The organism is Janthinobacterium woesei (genome assembly GCF_051380875.1).
Classification (GTDB): Bacteria; Pseudomonadota; Gammaproteobacteria; order Burkholderiales; family Burkholderiaceae_D; genus Janthinobacterium.
In genome coordinates this window covers 131,119-150,361 of sequence record NZ_JBNYXW010000015.1, presented here as the reverse complement: position 1 = coordinate 150,361, position 19,243 = coordinate 131,119, and the positions used below count along the sequence as shown (strand labels likewise).

General features: G+C 61.9%; 16 protein-coding genes. 9 read left to right on the top strand and 7 right to left on the bottom strand.

Annotation, left to right across the window (positions count from 1 at the left end; genetic code table 11):
* The first annotated feature begins 281 nt into the window (after window positions 1-281).
* From ACQ4W6_RS18475 to ACQ4W6_RS18460, 4 genes are all read left to right on the top strand, one after another.
* On the top strand, window positions 282-881 hold the full coding sequence (locus ACQ4W6_RS18475) for a MarC family protein (protein WP_436568624.1): 600 nt from the start codon (window positions 282-284) through the stop codon (window positions 879-881).
* Window positions 882-928: 47 nt separating this feature from the next.
* Window positions 929-1,477 carry a DinB family protein gene (locus ACQ4W6_RS18470; RefSeq protein WP_436568623.1) on the top strand — a complete coding sequence of 183 codons (549 nt, stop codon included), beginning with the start codon at window positions 929-931 and terminating at the stop codon, window positions 1,475-1,477.
* 262 nt (window positions 1,478-1,739) lie between these two features.
* Window positions 1,740-3,449 (top strand): methyl-accepting chemotaxis protein, encoded by a 1,710-nt coding sequence (locus ACQ4W6_RS18465; RefSeq protein ID WP_436568622.1) that lies wholly within the window; start codon window positions 1,740-1,742, stop codon window positions 3,447-3,449.
* Window positions 3,450-3,623: 174 nt separating this feature from the next.
* Window positions 3,624-6,962, top strand: a complete 3,339-nt coding sequence (locus ACQ4W6_RS18460; protein ID WP_436568621.1) for a DEAD/DEAH box helicase — start codon at window positions 3,624-3,626, stop codon at window positions 6,960-6,962.
* On the opposite strand, the gene ACQ4W6_RS18455 is transcribed toward ACQ4W6_RS18460, so the two are convergent.
* The 3 genes from ACQ4W6_RS18455 to ACQ4W6_RS18445 all read right to left on the bottom strand — a co-directional run bounded on the left by ACQ4W6_RS18455 (window position 6,959) and on the right by ACQ4W6_RS18445 (window position 9,841).
* Window positions 6,959-8,359 carry a heavy metal sensor histidine kinase gene (locus tag ACQ4W6_RS18455; RefSeq protein WP_436568620.1) on the bottom strand — a complete coding sequence of 467 codons (1,401 nt, stop codon included), beginning with the start codon at window positions 8,357-8,359 and terminating at the stop codon, window positions 6,959-6,961. The genes ACQ4W6_RS18460 and ACQ4W6_RS18455 overlap by 4 nt on opposite strands.
* Window positions 8,356-9,075: a heavy metal response regulator transcription factor gene (locus ACQ4W6_RS18450; protein ID WP_436568619.1), complete on the bottom strand. Its 720-nt coding sequence runs from the start codon at window positions 9,073-9,075 to the stop codon at window positions 8,356-8,358. The genes ACQ4W6_RS18455 and ACQ4W6_RS18450 overlap by 4 nt, the downstream gene beginning before the upstream one ends.
* 67 nt (window positions 9,076-9,142) lie before the next feature.
* Window positions 9,143-9,841 carry a glutathione binding-like protein gene (locus tag ACQ4W6_RS18445; RefSeq protein ID WP_436568618.1) on the bottom strand — a complete coding sequence of 233 codons (699 nt, stop codon included), beginning with the start codon at window positions 9,839-9,841 and terminating at the stop codon, window positions 9,143-9,145.
* 209 nt (window positions 9,842-10,050) lie between these two features.
* Between ACQ4W6_RS18445 and ACQ4W6_RS18440 the strand changes: the two genes are divergently transcribed.
* The gene (locus tag ACQ4W6_RS18440) at window positions 10,051-10,473 is read left to right on the top strand and encodes a YdgH/BhsA/McbA family protein (RefSeq protein WP_436568617.1); all 423 of its coding nucleotides are present in this window, start codon (window positions 10,051-10,053) and stop codon (window positions 10,471-10,473) included.
* Between the two features lie 4 nt (window positions 10,474-10,477).
* On the opposite strand, the gene ACQ4W6_RS18435 is transcribed toward ACQ4W6_RS18440, so the two are convergent.
* Window positions 10,478-12,127: a methyl-accepting chemotaxis protein gene (locus ACQ4W6_RS18435; protein WP_436568616.1), complete on the bottom strand. Its 1,650-nt coding sequence runs from the start codon at window positions 12,125-12,127 to the stop codon at window positions 10,478-10,480.
* 264 nt (window positions 12,128-12,391) lie between these two features.
* On the opposite strand from ACQ4W6_RS18435, the gene ACQ4W6_RS18430 reads away from it, so the two are divergent.
* The gene (locus ACQ4W6_RS18430; protein ID WP_436568615.1) at window positions 12,392-12,820 is read left to right on the top strand and encodes an EamA family transporter; all 429 of its coding nucleotides are present in this window, start codon (window positions 12,392-12,394) and stop codon (window positions 12,818-12,820) included.
* Window positions 12,821-12,893: 73 nt separating this feature from the next.
* On the top strand, window positions 12,894-13,259 hold the full coding sequence (locus ACQ4W6_RS18425) for a hypothetical protein (RefSeq protein ID WP_436568614.1): 366 nt from the start codon (window positions 12,894-12,896) through the stop codon (window positions 13,257-13,259).
* Between the two features lie 90 nt (window positions 13,260-13,349).
* On the opposite strand, the gene folE is transcribed toward ACQ4W6_RS18425, so the two are convergent.
* Both folE and nudC read right to left on the bottom strand, forming a co-directional pair.
* Complete coding sequence (folE, locus tag ACQ4W6_RS18420; protein WP_183682873.1) at window positions 13,350-13,916, bottom strand: GTP cyclohydrolase I FolE; 567 nt, start codon at window positions 13,914-13,916, stop codon at window positions 13,350-13,352.
* 78 nt (window positions 13,917-13,994) lie between these two features.
* On the bottom strand, window positions 13,995-14,828 hold the full coding sequence (gene nudC, locus ACQ4W6_RS18415; protein ID WP_436568655.1) for an NAD(+) diphosphatase: 834 nt from the start codon (window positions 14,826-14,828) through the stop codon (window positions 13,995-13,997).
* Window positions 14,829-15,129: 301 nt separating this feature from the next.
* Between nudC and ACQ4W6_RS18410 the strand changes: the two genes are divergently transcribed.
* Window positions 15,130-17,454 (top strand): catecholate siderophore receptor Fiu, encoded by a 2,325-nt coding sequence (locus ACQ4W6_RS18410; RefSeq protein ID WP_436568613.1) that lies wholly within the window; start codon window positions 15,130-15,132, stop codon window positions 17,452-17,454.
* A 129-nt stretch (window positions 17,455-17,583) separates the two neighbouring features.
* On the opposite strand, the gene ACQ4W6_RS18405 is transcribed toward ACQ4W6_RS18410, so the two are convergent.
* A complete protein-coding gene (locus tag ACQ4W6_RS18405; RefSeq protein ID WP_436568612.1) occupies window positions 17,584-17,823 on the bottom strand; it encodes a hypothetical protein in 240 nt (79 codons plus the stop codon).
* Window positions 17,824-17,850: 27 nt separating this feature from the next.
* On the opposite strand from ACQ4W6_RS18405, the gene ACQ4W6_RS18400 reads away from it, so the two are divergent.
* On the top strand, window positions 17,851-19,164 hold the full coding sequence (locus tag ACQ4W6_RS18400) for a dicarboxylate/amino acid:cation symporter (protein ID WP_436568611.1): 1,314 nt from the start codon (window positions 17,851-17,853) through the stop codon (window positions 19,162-19,164).
* The last annotated feature ends 79 nt before the right edge of the window (window positions 19,165-19,243 follow it).

Below are 19,243 nucleotides of genomic sequence, written 5' to 3'. Positions count from 1 at the left end.
CCACATTAGAATGTCCTAAATGTAATAAATGGTTTCTTCGACCAGCTTGCCGTCATTGCAAAAATACTGGTGCCGCGCCGCCGCGCTTGCGTCGGTTTTCCCGGCAGCAAGTCACCATCGATAGTGACATAGCCGACCAAGGTGCCGTGGCCATGCGCATGTAAATAAAATGCTGCTATGCATCAATAATCATGGGAGATTGGAGATGGGCTTGTTATCATCGCAAGCCTTATTCAACCGCGCCCATCCTGGCAGCGGTGTCGCCCTTTTCTGCCACCACCATGACACAGAACTTCTTCCAGACTTTTATCCTGCTCCTGCTCGTCACCGATCCGTTCGGCAACGTTTCCCTGTTCGTCAATGCCCTGAAACGGGTACCCATCGAGCGGCGCTGGAAAGTCGTGGTGCGCGAGTGCATGATTGCCTTCGGCATCTTGCTGCTGTTCATGTTCTTTGGCCGCCATTTCCTGAAAGCCATGCAACTGTCGGAAATCGCCCTGCGCATCGGCGGCGGCGTGATCTTGTTCCTGATCGCCATGCGCATGGTGTTTCCGCAACCAAACAGCAGCAATAGCGACCACGACATGGGCGGCGAACCCTTCATCGTGCCGCTGGCCATCCCCGCGCTGGCCGGCCCGTCGGCGCTGGCCACGGTATTGCTGTTTTCCTCGCATGACATGAACGAAGTCATCGCCCACGTGGCGGGGCTGACGGCCGTGGCCATCGTCTGGCTGGCCGTCTTCCTGTGCGCCGAACGCCTGCAGCGCGCACTGGGTCCACGCGTCATGACGGCCTTCGAGCGCCTGATGGGCTTGATCCTGACGGCAATGGCCATCGAAATGTTGCTGGCCGGCATACGCGCGTTTTTGAAGTCCGTTTAACCTTGAAATCCGTTTAATATTGCAATCATCCACCTGAGGAGTTCGCCATGAACCGTTGTGCCCACATTTGCCTGATGGCCGATTACAACCAGTGGATGAATGCCAGGATGTATGCGGCGGCAGCCAGCCTGCCGCCCGACGAACTGCGGCGCGAGCGGGGCGCCTTTTTTGGCTCCCTGCTGGCCACCCTGAACCACGTGATGGTGGGCGATACCCTGTGGCTGCAACGCTTTGCCGCCCACCCTGCCGGTTTTTCCCTGCTCGACCCCATCCGCGCCATCACGCCGCCCAGCTCGCTCACGCAGCCCCTGTTCGAAGCCGAGGATTTTTGCGCCATGCAGGCGCACCGGCTGTGGCTGGACCAGGCCATCGTTGCCTGGGCCGCCTCCATCAAGGAAGCCGACCTGGATCATTTGCTCGACTACCGCAACAGCAAGGGGCCGAACCGGCGTGAATTTTTTAGCCTGCTGATGCATTTCTTCAACCACCAGACGCATCACCGGGGCCAGACCAGCACCCTGCTGTCGCAGCTGGGCGTCGATGTGGGCGATACGGATTTACTGTTTCGCATCCCCAACCACATTGAGTCCTGGTAGCGCCAGGCGGTACCGCCCTTCAGCACCATGACGGCCAGCGCCACAGCGCCCACGTTGTTTCCACACGACAACTCATTTCATTTGCTGCCAATTCCTTAACTATTCGCAAACTTGATACAAGTATTTGTATTGCCTTGAAGAATTTTGAGGAACAATTACAGGCTCGCCGACTATAGGTATAAACCCGTAGCGGCAAGGCATGGCCGCGCCTGGCGCCTGGCCTGTCCACGTTTCTTTCCACTTCCGCAATACGAAAGCAATCATGTCACTCACACAATTCAAAATCGGCACCCGGCTCGGCATCGGGTTCGCGGTCGTCCTCGGCCTGCTGGTGGCCGTCTTGCTCGTCGGCTTGTATTCCATGGCGCAACTGAGCGAGCGCACGCACGACATCGTGGCCGACAAGAACGTCAAGACGGCCGCCGCCAGTATCATGAGCGACAACGTGCGCGACATTACCCTGGCGATCACCAGCGTGGTGGTGGCGCCGACAGAAGCGCTGCTACAGGCGGAACTGGCGAAGATCGGCGAGGCGCGCAAAAAATACGGCGCCGCCAAAGAAACGCTGCAGAAAATGATATCGACCGACAAGGAAACGGCGCTGATGGCCGAACTGGGCGCGGCCCTGAAGGCGGGCGCGCCAATGAACAACAAGGTCATCGCACTGCGCAATGCGGGCCAGACGGAAGAAGCGGTTACCTTTTTGACGCAGCAGGCGGCGCCCAGCCTGAAACGCGTCCTGACGGCGCTCGACAGCCTGGTCGCGTATGAGAGAGAACAGGCGGCGCAGGCGGCCCTGGACGCTGAGACGCTGAGCGCCAGCGCGCGCGCCTTCATGATTATCCTGGGCAGCGTGGCCGTGTTGCTGGGCGCCTTTGTTGCCTGGATCATCACGCGCTCGATCACCCGCCCCATCAATGCAGCCGTCGGCGTGGCCGAAACGGTGGCCTCGGGCGATCTGTCGTCGCACATCGTGGTCAATTCCAGCGATGAAACGGGCCGCCTGCTGGGCGCGCTGAAAGCCATGAATGACAGCCTGCTGGGCGTAGTGGCGCAAGTGCGTCACGGCACGGAGGCGATCGCCACGGCATCGAGCGAAATTGCCGCCGGCAACCTCGACCTGTCTTCGCGCACGGAAGAGCAGGCCAGTTCGCTGGAAGAAACGGCCTCGGCAATGGAAGAGCTGACCTCGACCGTGAAGCAGAACGCCGACAACGCGCGCCAGGCCAATCAACTGGCGAAAAGCGCCTCCGAGGTGGCAGTGCGCGGCGGCAACATCGTCGCACAAGTGGTCGACACCATGGGCACCATCAATGCCTCGTCGAAAAAGATTGTCGACATCATCGGCGTCATCGACGGCATCGCCTTCCAGACGAATATCCTGGCCCTGAACGCGGCCGTGGAAGCGGCGCGCGCAGGCGAACAGGGCCGTGGCTTCGCCGTGGTCGCCACGGAAGTGCGCAACCTGGCGCACCGTTCGGCCTCGGCCGCCAAGGAAATCAAGGAACTGATCGCCGCCTCGGTGGCCAACGTGGACACCGGTTCGCGCCTCGTCAATGAAGCGGGCCAGACCATGGGCGACATCGTCGACAGCATCGTGCGCGTGACCGACATCATGGGCGAAATCACCTCCGCCACGCACGAGCAGACCATCGGCATCGAACAGATCAACATGGCCATTGCCCAGATGGACGAAGTGACGCAGCAAAACGCGGCCCTGGTGGAAGAAGCGGCGGCCGCCTCGCAAAGCATGCAGGAGCAGGCAGGCGAGCTGGCGCACGTGGTGGGCTTCTTCAAGACGGGCAATGCAGTTGCCACACCGAAACTGAGTCCGGTACGCAGCCAAACGCCACGAGCACCGGTGGCGCCACCGGCGCGCACGCCCCTGCCACGCCCAGCGCGCCAGGCCGTCGCAGCCGCGCCTGCGCACCGCAGCAATGCCGCCGCCGACAGCGAATGGGAAGAGTTTTAACAAGTAGCAACATCCTTACCCAAGGAAAGCCAGGCAGGAAGTTGCTGCCTGGCTTTTTTTCGTCCATCCCCCGCACTTTTTTTGCGGCAAAGCGCGCGCAATAGGCAAAAGTGCAAAACGTGCGCTGCGCATACGCTTTACAATCCTCGCTCGCTTTACAAAATAGTGGTCATCATGAATCAGGCAGAACAGCAGCGCCTCCTGGCTATCCTGGAGTATTGGCACAAGATCGAATTCTTTATCCCGTTTGACCTGAATCAAATCACGGACGTCGAAGACCAGTCCAGCGTGCGCCTCCTGCACCGCGAACAGCTGGCGCAATTGACGCCGCAGTTCTATACGCAATGGCAAGTAGCCTCCGACCGTGAGATCGACGGTTTTCAATTGTTTCTCGGCGTCTTCGACAAGGCCGAGATCAACAAGGCCTGCCCGCCATCCACCGGCCCGGAAAGCATGGCTGAAGCGGAAAAAACGGAACTGGCAGGACGCACGTGCTTTGCCCGCCTGTCCCTGAATGCGCTGGGCGAGCCGCAATTCGACCCCGTTTCCGTGTCAACGCTGCCGTGGGCGCTGGGCCGCGCGCGTACGCCGGACTGGTCGGGCCTGAGTCTGGACGCCTTCAGCGACAGCCAGCTGGCCCTGCAAGACAGCCTGCGCAATTTCGCGGCCGCGCGCGCCCCGCAGCAAGTGACGGACGAGGCGGGCAATGTATCATCGCCCCTGTCGGGCATGGAGATCGCGGCGCTGGCCGACCTGTTACGCGACTGGGCGCAGTTCCATCCGTCCGCCGCGCAGCCGCTGGCCGTGCTGGAGTTACGCACGCGCAAGAAACGCGCCGCCGTGGCCGATATCGACGCCGCTGAAAAAAGCGGCAACCGCACGCTGGACTTTGGCGACACGGTGGCACCGGCCGTCGATATCCTCAACAGTTTTTACCTCGATGACCTGGAACAGATCATCCGCGCCTTGCGCGGCGGCAAGTTGCCGGCCACCGTCGCCGCCTATCTGACGCCGCTGGCGCAGGATGAACGCATCGACCTGTACAGCCCGGCCGGACGCCAGGCGCTGGCCGCCATGCTCAATCCGGCCAACATGCATCGGGGACACTGGCTGGAAGACGCCAGCTACGCCATGAGCTTGATGCAGCAGTTCGCCATCCACGGCGCGCGCACGGGTCTGGCTGAGCGGGGCATCTTTTCCGTCAATGGCCCGCCAGGCACGGGCAAGACGACCCTGCTGCGCGAATTGTTCGCCGACAACATCGTGCGCCGCGCCAGCGTGCTGTCCTGCCTCGACCGCGCTGCCGACGCTTTCATCGGCAAGGTGGCCGTGGCCTTCGAAGGCGTGCGCGACCCGATTACCATCGCCCGCTTGCGCCCGGAACTGACGGGCTTTGAAATGGTCGTGGCCTCGTCCAACAACGCGGCAGTGGAAAACATTTCCGGCGATCTGCCCAAACCGAAGCAGCTGGGCAAGGAATGGGCCCGCACGCGCTACTTTGAAAGCGTGGCGCGCCGCGTGGTGGCCGATGGCAACGGTGCGAACCGCGCCCTGAGCCAGGAAGAAGCGCCATGGGGCTTGATGTCCTGTGCGCTGGGCAACAGCGCCAACCGCCGCCGCTTCATCAGCAATTTCTACGACGACGACTGGGATAAGAGCACGCCGCGCAAGACGCCGAACGCGCAGAATATTCGCCAGTGGCTGGCCAGCTACCAGGGCGTCGGCTTCGCCCAGGCGGCGCGCGAGTTTCGCGAGACGGAACACGTGGTGGAAAAGGCGCTGGCCGAGCAAGGCCAGTACGCGGCCCTGTGGCAAGCCGTGGGCACCTGCACCCAAGCCGAATTCATCCACAGCAGCCAGCAGGCGCTCATTGCCGCAGAACAAGAAATGGATGCGGCGAATGGCGCCCTGGCCGCCGCCCTGGCGCAGCAGGACACTTTACTGGCCAGCAAGAAGGAATTGCTGGAAGAAGAACGCCTGGTGGCGCTGACGCAGCCGGGCTTCTTTGCCCGCTTGTTCCGTACGGCACCGGCGCGCGCCTACAAGGACGCCGTCGTCGCCAACGCCGAGGCGCAGCGCCAGGCTGCGCGCGATGTGTCGGCCATCAAGCTGCTGCTCAAGGGAGAGTTGGAGCCGCGCTGCGAGCGCGCCCGCAACAGCCTGCATATCGCCCTGCGCACGGCGCAGTCGCGCCAGCGCGAATGGGATGACAGCACCGAGCTGCTGCGCCGCGCGCGCATGCGCTTCCCCACCATCATCGCGCCCGATTCCCTGGACGAGCTGGACGGCGACGCGCTGCAGATCGGTGGCCTGTGGCACGAACCAGCCCTGGCGCGGCTGCGCTCGCGCCTGTTCGCCAAAGCCCTGGCCCTGCACGAAGCGTGGCTTGCCGAAGTGGCGAGAAAAGGCGGACCTGGCTTTGGCGGCAACCTGCTGGCCGTCTCCAAACTATTAAAGAACAAGCGCGCCTATGACCAGTCGCATATCGCCATGGTATGGCAGAGCCTGTTCATGGTGGTGCCTGTCGTATCGACCACGTTTGCCTCGTTCGCGCGCCAGTTCCAGGGCATGGGCGCCGAATCGCTGGGCTGGCTGTTCATCGATGAAGCGGGCCAGGCCGTGCCGCAAGCGGCGCTGGGCTGCCTGTGGCGCGCCAAACGCGCTGTCGTGGTGGGCGATCCGCTGCAGATCGAACCCGTGTTCACGGTGCCGGGCCGCCTGGTGCAAAGCTTGTCCGCCCTGTCGCCGCATACGCAGGATGGCAGCTACGCGCCGACCGCCGTTTCCGTACAAACACTCGCCGACCGCGCCAACCGCTATGGCGCACATGTGGGCGCTGGCAGCGCACAGCCCTTGTGGATCGGCAGTCCGCTGCGCGTACACCGCCGCTGCGTGGAACCGATGTTTTCGCTGGCCAATAGCATCGCCTATGAAGACAAGATGGTCTACGGTGCCGCCGAACGCACGCCGCCGGCCGGCGCACGGGGCCTCACGCGCGGCGCCAGCCGCTGGATCGACGCGATTGGTTCCGTCAGCTACAAACAGGTGGTGCCCCTGCAGCTCGACTTCGTACTGGAAGTGCTGCTGAAACTGTACCGCCGCGACGGCAAGTTGCCCGAGATGTATTTGATCACGCCCTTCAAGGCCGTGCGCAACGAATTGCGCTCGCGCATCATGGACCTGGACTGGGACCGCCGCCTGGGCTACGGCAAGGCGCCCACCGCCCGCGAACTGCGCCAGTGGAGCAGCCAGATGGTGGGCACCGTGCACACCTTCCAGGGCAAGGAGCAAAGCGTGGTGATGCTGATCCTGGGCGCCGACGACAGCACCCAGGGCGCCGCACAGTGGGCGGCCGCCACGCCGAACCTGCTCAACGTGGCCCTGACGCGCGCGCAGCATTATGTGTATATCGTCGGCAACCCGCAGCTGTGGGGCCAGTTGCCGCATTTTGCTCCCGCCTGCGCGCAGTTGGCGCATACGGGCATGCATGAGTTCCTGGTGGAGATGGGCTAAACAGGGAAAACGAGGGTAAATGTGGTGGCGGCGGCGTCAGACGCCACCGTCGCGCTGCCGCCATGCAATTGCATGATGGCCGTGACGATGGCCAGGCCTAAGCCTGTGGAAGCGGCCGAGTCGCTGCGGGCCGGGTCGGCGCGGTAGAAGCGTTCGAACAGGTGCGGCAGGTGGCGCGCGGGAATGGCAGTGCCAAGATTGCTCACGCTCAGTTCCACGCCATCGTTCGTCGTGTGCGAACGCAACAAAATCGTGCTGCCCGGCGCCGCGTGGCGTATCGCATTCGACAGCAGATTGCCCAGTGCGCGGCGCAGCAGCTGCGGCTCGGCGCTCACCTCGCCGCTGCCGTGGCACGCCAGCGCCAGTCCTTTCTCTTCGGCCAGGCCTTCAAAGAAATCGGCCAGCCGCAAGAATTCGTCCTGCACGGGCAAGGCTTGCTGGTGCACGATCATCTCGTCCTGCTGCGCGCGCGCCAAAAACAGCATGCTGTCGATCATGCGCGACAGCCGTTCCAGCTCTTCCATGTTCGACGACACCAGCTGGGCATAGTCTTGCGCACTGCGGGGACGGGCCAGCATCACCTGGCTTTGCCCCAGCAGATTGGTAACGGGCGTGCGAAATTCATGCGCCAGGTCGGCCGAAAACTGCGACAGCCGGGCGTAGCCTTCCTGCAAGCGCGCCAGCATGGCGTTCAGCGCCTGGATCAAGGGCAGCAATTCCGTCGGCGCGCCACGCGCATCGAGTTGCTGCCCCAGCTTGCCGGGGCGCACCAGGGCCGCGTGGGCGGCGATATTGCGCAGCGGGCGCAAGCCGCGCAACAGCATCACGCTCGACAACAAGGCCGCCACCAGCGCGCTGACGGCTACCGAGATGACGATCTGCCAGCGATAGGCGGCAAACATGGCGCTGCGGTCGCCATACACGCGGGCGACGGAAATGTCGGCCATCTGCGCCGGATCGCCGATGCGTGCGCTGGCTGCCACCGCGCGGGCAGGGTAACCGTCGCGGCTGGTCCAGCTGACAATCGCGCTGGCAGTGACTGGCGCATCGACGGCCACGGGAACAGCTTGCACGACGCTCTCGCCATGCGGGTTGACATCGATCAAACGTGTGCCATCGGCGCGCACGATGCGCACCAGCGAATTTTCTTGCCCGCTCATGGTGTCGCGGAAATACTGGGGCCGCTCGCGGATGATGTCCAGCGTGCCCGCGTTGCCCAGCAATTGCTGGATCTGCCGCAATTTTCCCAGCAATAAAATATCGTCGCGGCGCTCGATTTCCACCACGAACGAGCGGTACAAATGCATGCCCAGCCCGGCCGACACCAGCGCCACGATCAGCACGAACACGAGCGTGACGCGCAGGGTCAGCGAGCGGCGTAGCTGCGCCAGCTTCATGCGGTGGCGCCGTTGTCGCCAGCGGTGGGAACAGTGGGTGCGCGCAATTCGCAGACGTAGCCCATGCCGCGCAAGGTGTGGATCAGCTTGGGTTCAAATGGGTCGTCGAGTTTACTGCGCAGGCGGCGGATGGCCGCGTCGATGACGTTGGTGTCGCTCTCGAAATGGATGTCCCACACTTGCGCGGCGATGCTGGAGCGCGACAAGACTTCGCCCTGGCGCCGCGCCAACAGATGCAGCAAGCCAAATTCCTTGGCCGTCAGGGTGATGCGCTGGCCTTGCCGGCTGACCTTGCGTTTCATCACATCGATTTCCATGTCGCCGATGCGTATCACGTCGTCTTCACGGGGCGGGCCGCGCCGCAGCAGGGTGCGGATGCGCGCCACCAGTTCGGCAAAGGCGAACGGCTTGACCAGGTAATCGTCGGCGCCCAGCTCCAGCCCCTTGACCCGGTCCTGCACTTCGTCGCGCGCCGTCAGAAAAATCACGGGCACGTCTGCCCCGCCGGGTAGCAGACGCAGCGCGTGCAGCACTTGCCAGCCATCCATGATGGGCAGCATGACGTCGAGCACGATCAAATCGGGCGCGTCGCTGCTGGCCATCTGCAAGCCGTCGCGGCCATTGCGCGCCAGGCTGACCGTAAAACCGGATTCCGCCAGGCCGCGCAGCAGGTAGTCGCCCGTTTTCGGTTCATCTTCGATTACGAGTATGCGCATGGCCGCTTTCTTCAGGGAAGGTGAGCCATTTTACGCCCGCCAACTGGCGGCGAAGATGACAAAAATGTCAGCCGGCCGTTTTTGCCGTTTGGCCGAACAGCACGCTTTTCGCGTCGCCGCTGACGGTGGGCTGCACGTTGATGTCGGCGGCGCGCGCATACGCGCGCACGGTGGCCGGGCGGGCGGCGATGGCGGCGAACCAGCGCGCCAGGTGGGGGAAATCGTCCAGCTTCTGGCGCTGGCGCTCGTGCGGCACGATCCACGGGTAGATTGCCATGTCGGCGATGGAATAGGTATCGCCGGCAACGAAGGCGCGGTCGGCCAGGCGCTTGTTCAGCACACCGTACAGGCGGTTTGTTTCATTCACATAGCGCGTGATCGCGTAGTCGATCGGCTCGGGCGCGTATTGCACGAAATGGTGGTTCTGCCCCGCCATCGGCCCCAGGCCGCCCATTTGCCAGAACAGCCACTGCATGACCTCGGCACGTCCGCGCGCATCAAACGGCAGGAATTGCCCGCTTTTCTCGGCCAGGTATTGCAAGATGGCGCCCGACTCGAACAAGGACAGGGGCGCGCCGCCATCTTCCGGCGCCTGGTCGACGATGGCGGGGATGCGGTTATTCGGCGCGATGGCGAGAAATTCCGGCTTGAACTGCTCGCCCTTGCCGATATGCACGGGAATGATGTTGTAGGCAATGCCCGCTTCTTCCAGGAACATCGTCACTTTGTGCCCGTTGGGCGTGGTCCAGTAATACAGGTCGATCATTGTGGTCTTTCCGGGTCGGTGGCTGGCGTTCGGCAGACGGCGCGGACGCTGCATGACTATTCTCGCGCCGCAACTGGTGTGCATGGATATAATGCCACGTCAGCGAAAAACAAGACGGCGGGCGCCCCGCTTGCCATGCAAGCAAGCGCCCACACTCGCTGCAACACCTAGTATCCGTCATTCCCGAGTGCCACAAAAGAAAGCCGACCATGCGCAAACTCCTGATCGTCATGCTGTCCGTCCTGCTGTCAGGCTGTGTCCAGGACTTCGCCATCTATATGTTCGATGGCCACGACCATTCCCTGACCGTGCGCCGCCAGCAGAATTATTTTTGGCAAGATACGGTGGAAGTGCAGCTGAGGGCAACGAACCTGCCGCAATGCCAGCGCCTGCATACCTTGTCGACGGCTGCGCCGGCCGATATCAAGGTGGAACTGTTTGCGGCCGGCGATGGCGTGTGGAATATCCGCATGGGCAAACAGTTGTGGCAGGCGGAAACGAATACCTGCAATCAACTGACAGAAATGGAAAACGACCCGAAAGCCGACCTGGGCCAACGGGTCGGGCAATTCGTGGTCGTCGATGAAAAGCTGGCGTTTGAGCCAGCGCAAGCGCCGGCCCCAGCCCAATAAACGCTTAGCGCGCCGCCAGGCTGCGCGCCGGTTTTTTCGCCACGGCGCGCGGCGCGCCAGCCGAGGATGCCGCCAAACGCGGCGCAGCAGCACCGTGCTCGTGCGCCGACAGCTTGAAGCGCGCCACCAGCTGCGCCAGCACGGCCGCCTGGTCCTGCATGCTCGACGCCGCTGCCGCCGCCTCTTCCACCAGCGCCGCATTTTGCTGCGTCACGCTATCCATCTCCGTAATCGCCTGGTTGACGTGGCCGATGCCCGTGCTTTGCTCGTGCGAAGCGGCCGTGATGTCGGCCATGATGTCGGTCACGCGCGAAACGCTGGCCACCACCTGGTCCATGGTCGTGCCCGCCTGTGCGACCAGGGTGCTGCCAGCGGCGATGCTGTCGACGGAGGCGCCGATGAGTTCCTTGATTTCCTTGGCAGCGCCTGCCGAGCGCTGCGCCAGGTTGCGCACTTCGCTGGCGACGACGGCGAAGCCGCGCCCCTGCTCGCCCGCACGCGCCGCTTCCACCGCCGCGTTCAGGGCCAGGATGTTCGTCTGGAAGGCGATGCCATCGATGACGCCGATGATGTCGACGATCTTGCGCGACGAGGCGTTGATGGTGTCCATGGTGCCGATCACTTGCGCCACCACGGCGCCACCCTGGCGCGCTACTGCTGAGGCCGACTGCGCCAATTCATTCGCCTGCACGGCGTTGCCCGCATTTTGTGTCACGGTCGAGGTCAGTTCTTCCATCGACGCGGCCGTTTCTTCCAGCGAACTGGCCTGCATTTCCGTGCGCGCCGACAAGTCCATATTGCCGCTGGCAATCTCGCTCGACGCGGTGGCGATGGTTTCGGCGCTGTGGCGAATTTCGCTGATCGCATCGACCAGGTTGGCCTGCATGGTCTTCATCGCGTACAGCACGCTGTGGCGGTCGCTGGCATGCGTGCGCACACTGCTGCTCAAATCGTTGTTAGCGATTTTTCCCGCTACTTCGGCCGCATATTCGGGGTCGCCACCCAGCGCATGGCGCAGGCTGCGGTTAATCGCCACGACGACGGCCGCCAGCAGCGCGCACACCAGCAGCAGCACGCCCAGCGAGGTGATCAGCGACTGGCGGAAGGCCGCGTCGATGTCGTCCATGTACACGCCCACCACGATGGTCCAGGCCCACGGTTTGTAGGCCGCCACGCGGCTCATCTTCGGCTCGGCGTTTTTCTGCCCGGGACGGGGGAAATAATAGTGGACGAAGCCCTTGCCCGCATCGCTCTTGCCGACGGCGACGATGTCGCGGTACAGATAGGTGCCATTGGCATCCTGGAAGTTCGACATATCCTTGCCATTGGTTTGCGGCGCGGCAGGATTCATCACCACGACGGCATCGAGGTTGATGATGGACAAATAGCCGGTCTCGCCAAAGCGCATGCTCTTGATGACGGCAGTGGCCTGCTTTTGCGCCTCTTCCTTCGTCAAGGCGCCGCTGGCGGCCAGGTCGCCAAACATCTTCACGGCGCCCAGGCCCAGGTCGGCAGCATTGCTCAGGTCGGCGCTACGCTCCTCGATGCGGATCTTGCGAATTTCCAGGGCGTTGTAGACGAAAATTATCGTAATGCACAGCAAGCTGCAAATCAGGGGGATCCATAACTTCTGCTGGAATGTCAACTTCTTCATGCGGTGTCTCCAACTGTATGTGCGGCGGTGGTGGCTTGGCCCGCTTCCAGCTCTGCTGGCCAGGAATGCGGCGGCGACGGCGCTCTGGCGGCACCGTTCAGGCGACTCCAGCATACGCTGTAACTACCGATATTTACAATGCGCCACAGCAATGATTTTGACGCAGTGTTGTTAATGGGTTGCGTTCATGCGCTGCGCTGCGACATGTTGCAACGCAATACAATTGCGCCAGCGGCCGCGCATTTTTTACGCTACAGTCATAGCATGTCCACCTCGCTCACCTGGCAAGGCTTTGCCATCCTGTCGGCCGTGTTTGCGGCCATGACCGCCATCCTGGGCAAGCTGGGCGTCGCCCAGATGAACAGCAACATGGCCACCCTGATACGCACCGGCGTCATCCTGCTGGTCACGGCAGCCATCATTTCGCTGCGCGCGGAGTGGCAGCGTCCGGGCGGCAGCAGTTGGGTCGGCTGGACCTGTTTGATCGCCTCGGGCGTCACCACGGGGCTGTCGTGGCTGTGCTACTTCCGCGCACTGCAGCTGGGGCCCGTCTCGCGGGTGGCGCCCATCGACAAGCTCAGCGTGGCGCTGGTGATGCTGGCTGGCTGGCTGGTGCTGGGCGAGCCGTTCACCTGGAAGGCAGCCCTCGGCGGCGGTTTTGTCGTGCTCGGGTCCCTGATTCTGCTGCTGTGAAGCATTACGCGGCACGCGGCGGCGCGCCTGTGTCAGAATGCACGCCGGATAGATCGAATCACGAAAGAACAGCATGACCAAGAATGAAGCCATGAAACGCATCAACGACCGCCTGGGCAAACCCACCCTGACGGACAAGAACACGCATTTTGCCAGCGTTGCCGGTTATGGCACGGACGAAGGCTGGTGGCTGAAGATCCCCTTCCTGACCTTCAAACAGGAATTGCACTTCATTCTCAACAATGAGAAGACCAAGAGTTTCCAGCACCTGAAGATCGGCGCCAACCAGATCCTCAGCCCCGGCATGCGGTTTCGCAGCACGGCCGGCGCGGCCGACGCCTTCATGTCAGCCTCGGCGCCAAAACGCTTGGTCGACTTGCTCGATGGCGGCAGCAAGTACAACTTCACCAAGCACTTCGTCAACGACTACCGCTACTGATGCGCCCGCCCCCGGCACGCGCCAGAGCAGCCGGGCAGGCATAAAAAAGGCGGCATTGCGCCGCCTTCGTCTTGCATCGTCGCTGAAAAATCAGCTTTCTCGCGCCAGGGCCAGAAATTCCGTGCGCAGTGCCAGGTTCGGCTGCATCTCGCCCAGCATGGCCGAGGTGATGGTTTCCTCGCCCGGCGTGCGGATGCCGCGGCTTTCCATGCACAGGTGGCGGCAGCGCACGACCACGCCTACCGATTTCGGTTCCAGCACTTCCATCAAGGCATTGGCGATCTGCATCGTCATGCGTTCCTGCACTTGCAGGCGCTTGGAAAAGCAATCGACGAGGCGCGTCAGTTTCGACAGGCCAACGATCTTGCCGTTTGGCACATAGCCGATGGTGGCCTTGCCGAAAAACGGCGCCAGATGGTGTTCGCAATGGCTGTAGACGGGAATACCGCGCACGACGATCAGCTCGTTGTACTGTTCCGCGCCATCTTCAAAGGCTTTCAGCAGGTCGACCGGATTTTGTCCGTAGCCGGAAGTCCAGTGCTTCCAGGCTTTCGCCACGCGCGCAGGCGTTTCCAGCAAGCCAGGACGCTGCGGGTCTTCGCCAAGGCTGCTGATCAGCCGGCGCCAGTCGTTTTCGGAGAATTCTTCTTGAGACATGCTAAACCACCCTAAAATTTGCAATTGCCGCCAGTATATAGAAAATGTGACCGGCTGCCCCGGCGGCCATTGCTTTGCCTATGCCGCCGGCGGGCGGTGCGCCCGTACCAGCAGCGCCGAAATCGACACGCTGGAGCTCGCTTCCGGCCACGCATCGCCGGGGCCGAACCAGCGCGCCTCGGCGATCTCATTCTCGTCCAGGCGGATCTCGCCGTCCAGGTAATCGGCCGTAAACGCGATCATCAGCGAGTGGGGAAACGGCCACGACTGGCTCATGAAGTAGCGCAGATTGTGCACGCGCAAGCCCACCTCTTCCATCACTTCGCGGTGCACGGCTTCCTCGATCGATTCACCCGCTTCCAGGAAACCGGCCAGCGGGCTGAAACGCTGCGATGGCGAATGCTTGTGCATGGCCAGCAATACCTGCTCGCCCTTGCGGATCAGCACCATCATGGCCGGCGAGATGCGTGGATACGCCAGCATGCCGCAAGCGGCGCACTTGAAGCAGCGCTCGCCACGGGCGCGCTGCATGGGCGTGGCGCACATGCCGCAATAACGGTGCGTGCGCGCCCATTCAGCCAGTTGCACGGCGCGGCTGGCCAAGCCCAGGAAGCCGTCGTCGACGGCATTGAACAGCGAGCGCAGGCCATGCCATGCCAGGCTGCTGTCTGGCACGGCCTCGTCATCGGTCCAGATGGCCTGGCAGTAGCGGCCCTGCCACAGGCCCACGGGCTGGGCGCGGCCCAGGTCAATATCGCTCGCGGCCAGCTGGGCCGGCGTCGGCAGGGCTAGGTCAGCTGCGTGCAGCAATAAACGGCTGCGGTGAAAGACAAAAGTGAGGGTCTGGTCAGCGGCGGGCGCCGGTTCGGGCGCATCGATGAGGGGCACAAAAGCGTCGGGAGTATGGAGCATGCTGAGCGGTAATTTGTCGAGGTTGCTCATCATACTCCCGCTCCCGCTTCCGATCCCTTGCGCGCATAGCAGCGGCGGGAGCGTAAAGCAAGCATGCATGCGGCATGGCACAGGTTTCTTCACGGCACGCGCAATGCGTTGCGTAAACGAGACTGATAACTATTCTCATTTACTAATTGGCGCCAGATTATTACAATGTCACACAAGCAGTTTCCACCGCCAGCCACTTGCCCCCGTGATCGTGTATCGCCGCCGCAGCGCCAGCCAGGAACCAATTCCCTGACCTTATCGAGAGAGCAAGATGGCAATCAAGAGCCGCAAACACGCCCCATCCCGTTTCAACCAGCACCTCGGCGCCGCCCTGGCCGTGATGCTGCTGCCCGTCGCCGCCCAGGCGGCCGACCCCGCCGGCCAAAGCGCCCCCGCATCGCAGCAAACTCTGAATGAAATCAAGGTCGTCGGTTCCAAGGAAAATGATTTCAAGGCCGAGAAAGCCTCGTCACCGAAATACACGGAAGCGCTGGTCAATACGCCGCAAACCATCGTCGTGATCAAGAAGGAGTTGATCGAGCAGCAAGGCGCGCTGACGCTGACGGAAGCGCTGCGCAATACGCCGGGCGTGGGCACCTTCTTCCTCGGTGAAAACGGCAACACGAACACGGGCGACGCCGTCTACATGCGCGGCTTCGATGCATCGAGCAGCATTTACGTCGATGGCGTGCGCGACATCGGCTCGATCTCGCGCGACGTCTTCAACATCGAACAGATCGACGTGCTGAAGGGTCCTGCTGGCACCGACAGCGGCCGCGGCGCGCCGACAGGCTCGATCAACCTGGTCAGCAAGACGGCAAGCATGGAAAACGCCTTCAATTCCCTGCTGACGGCCGGCAGCGGCAAGCAGAAACGCGCCACGGCCGACTGGAACCGCATCATCGACGCCGATTCCGGCACGGCGTTCCGCCTGAACCTGATGACGCAGGACAGCGGCAACCCGGCGCGCGATGAAGTCAAGAACAAGCGCTGGGCTATTGCGCCCTCGGTCACGTTCGGCCTGGGCAAACCCACGCGCCTGACCGCCAGCTTCCTGCACGTCGACCAGGACAACGTGCCGGACGGCGGCGTGCCGACCATCGGCTTGCCTGGCTACACGGCGCCGGAAGCGCCTACTGCGGCTACCTATCGCCCTTACCTGAACAGCGCGGCAAAAGTTGATCCGAAGAACTTCTACGGCCTGGCATCGGACTATGACAAGGTCAAGGCGGACATGTTCACCGTGAAAGTCGAGCATGATTTCTCGCCGGATGTGAAACTGCAGAACGTCACGCGCTGGGGCAAGACCAAGCAGGATTACCTGCTGACGGCCTTCATGGGTTCGGCCGCCAACCTGGTGACGGACAATCCGGCGCTGGGCGCCGTGCCAGGCAATCCGTCGACATGGCTGCTGGCGCGCTCGAACCGCACCATCAAGGATCAGAAAAACACCATCCTGACCAACCAGACCAACGTCACGGCCTCCTTCAACACGGGCGCGATCAAGCATACACTGGTCGGCGGCGTGGAATTGACGTCCGAGAAGCAGGTCAACTACAGCTATGTACCGGCCAGCCTGGGCGCCAGTACCGTCGTCGCCGCCACGCGCACGATTCCGCTGGCCAACTTGTACAAGCCGAATCTGCACGAAAGCACCACCGTCTTCACGCCGGTGCGCAGCGGCGCCTTTACCGAAGGCAAGATCGACACCCAAAGCGCCTACCTGTTCGATACGCTGAAATTGAACGAGCAATGGCAAGTCAATGGCGGCATTCGCGCCGATCATTTCAGCGCCAAATACAATACCATTGCCACCACCGGCGTGCTGACGCCGATCTCGCTGGGCGACACTGTGTACAACGGCAAGATCTCGGCCCTGTACAAGCCGACGCCGGACAGCAGCGTGTATGCGCTGTATGCAACATCGAAGGCGCCGCCGGGCACCAACTTCACCCTGAGCGGCAACGTGAACAGCGGGCAAAACCCGATCTATGACCCGCAGGAAACCAGCACCAAGGAACTCGGCACCAAATGGGACTTCCTGAAGCAAAAACTGTCGTTCTCGGCCGCCCTGTACCAGACCGAAGTGAAAAATGAAGTGGAACAGGATCCGGTCGATCTGATCTATTACCAGAACGGCAAGAAACGCGTACAAGGCGTCGAGATCGGCGTGGTGGGCGAAATCATGCATGACTGGCTGGTCAGCGCCGGCTACACCCGCATGAACACCAGCGTGGAAGCGGGCAAGGTCGTCACGGCGTCCGGCATCAACAACCTCAGCTACACGCCAAAACAGGCGTTCACCAGCTGGACTTCGTACACCTTGCCGTTCGGCCTGAAAATTGGCGGCGGCGCCCGCTATGTCGGCGAAATGCTGCGCGGCACCGATGGCGCCGTGGGCACCCCGGCGCGCATCGATTCCTACTGGGTCTTCGACGCCATGGCAACGTATCCGGTCAACAAGAACCTCGACCTGCAGCTGAACGCCTACAACCTGGCCGACAAGACCTACGTGGCGGCCATCAACAAGTCCGGCTACCGCTACACGCCAGGCCAGCCGCGTTCGTTCAGCCTGACGGCCAATATCAAGTTCTAAAGTCATGTAGAGATAAAAGAATACGCTTTTTCGCAGTATCGCAGCCCCTCTTCGGAGGGGCTTTTTTATTCTCCTGATAATCTTGCTTTTTTTACGTGCGGCCAGCGCGCCACACTAGCGTATGAAAAGTCATACAACGATTCCCTCCGCCGTCCAATATTTCGCGCAATGCTGCCATTTAGCAATTTTTCCATCAGTAAAAAAGTGCTTTAAATCAATAGCTTGAGAAAGGTTCTGCTGAAAATCGATTTCAGGCATATCCTTTGCTATGTACAGGTTTTGCTGCAAATAATCGCCAGCATGCAAGGGCTTGTTTTTGAGAAATATTGACTCCAAGCTTGAGTTGCTCGCAATCAATAATCCGCTCACAGCGGCGCTTCATTTGGAGGAGTCAAAATGAAAAAGAAACGGCCATTAACCCTGTACATCCTGATTGCCATGATCCTTGGCATTCTGGTCGGCTATGCCTGTCACACCGCCTACCCCGATACGGATGCCAGCGCCAAGATCGCTGGCAATATTTCCATCATCACCGATATCTTCTTGCGCCTGATCAAGATGATCATTGCGCTGCTGGTGTTCTCCACCCTGACAGTGGGTATCGCCCACATGGGTGACGGCAAGACGGCGGGCCGCATTGGCTTGAAAGCCATGTGCTGGTTCCTGGTCGCCTCGCTGGTGTCGCTGGCGCTGGGCATGGTGCTGTCGAACATCATGCAGCTGGGCACTAACCTGGGTCTGCCATTGCCGGACGTACACGCCTCGACCAACCTGAAAACGGCCGCTTTCACCATGAAAGACTTCTTCACGCACCTGGTGCCGAAGTCGCCGATCGAGGCCATGGCCAACAATGAAATCCTGCAAGTGCTGGTGTTCTCGATCTTCTTCGGCGGCGCACTGGCTGGCTTGGGCGAATCGGGCAAGGCGCTCACCAACGTGATCGACCAGCTGGCGCAAGTCATGCTGCGCATCACCGGCACCATCATGAACCTGGCGCCGCTGGCCGTGTTTGCCGCGATGGCCTCGGTCGTCACCACCCACGGCCTGGGCGTGCTGGTCACGTTTGCCAAGTTCATGGGCGGCTTCTACCTAGGCCTGGTGTGCCTGTGGGTACTGTTGATCGCCGCCGGTTTCATGGTGATCGGTCCGCGCGTCTTCAAGCTGGTCGGCCTGATCCGCGAACCTTTCTTGCTGGCATTCTCGACGGCCAGCTCGGAAGCGGCGTATCCGAAACTGCTGACGGCGCTCGACCAGTTCGGCGTGGACCGCAAGATTTCCAGCTTCGTGATGCCACTCGGTTACTCGTTCAACCTGGATGGCTCGATGATGTATTGCACCTTTGCCGTGCTGTTCATTGCCCAGGCTTACGGCATCGACCTGTCGATCGGCACCCAGATCACCATGCTGCTGCTCTTGATGCTGACCTCGAAAGGCATCGCCGGCGTGCCGCGCGCCTCGCTGGTGGTGATCGCCGCCACCCTGAACCAGTTCAACATCCCGGAAGCGGGCCTGCTGCTGCTGATGGGCGTCGACCAATTCCTTGACATGGGCCGTTCGGCCACCAACGCGGTCGGCAATGCCGTCGCCACGGCCGTCGTTGCCAAATGGGAAGGTGGCCTGGCCACCGAAGAAGAAGCGGCCGCAGCCAATGCGGCCAGACAGAGTACAGAAAGCCACTGGGGCGAAGCGGACCACGCTAGCAAGGCCTAAGTGCCATGGCCCGCCACGAGCGGGCCATTTATTTGTTTTCATTGTTGAGTAACAAGCAGTCAGGTAGTGCGATCAGTAG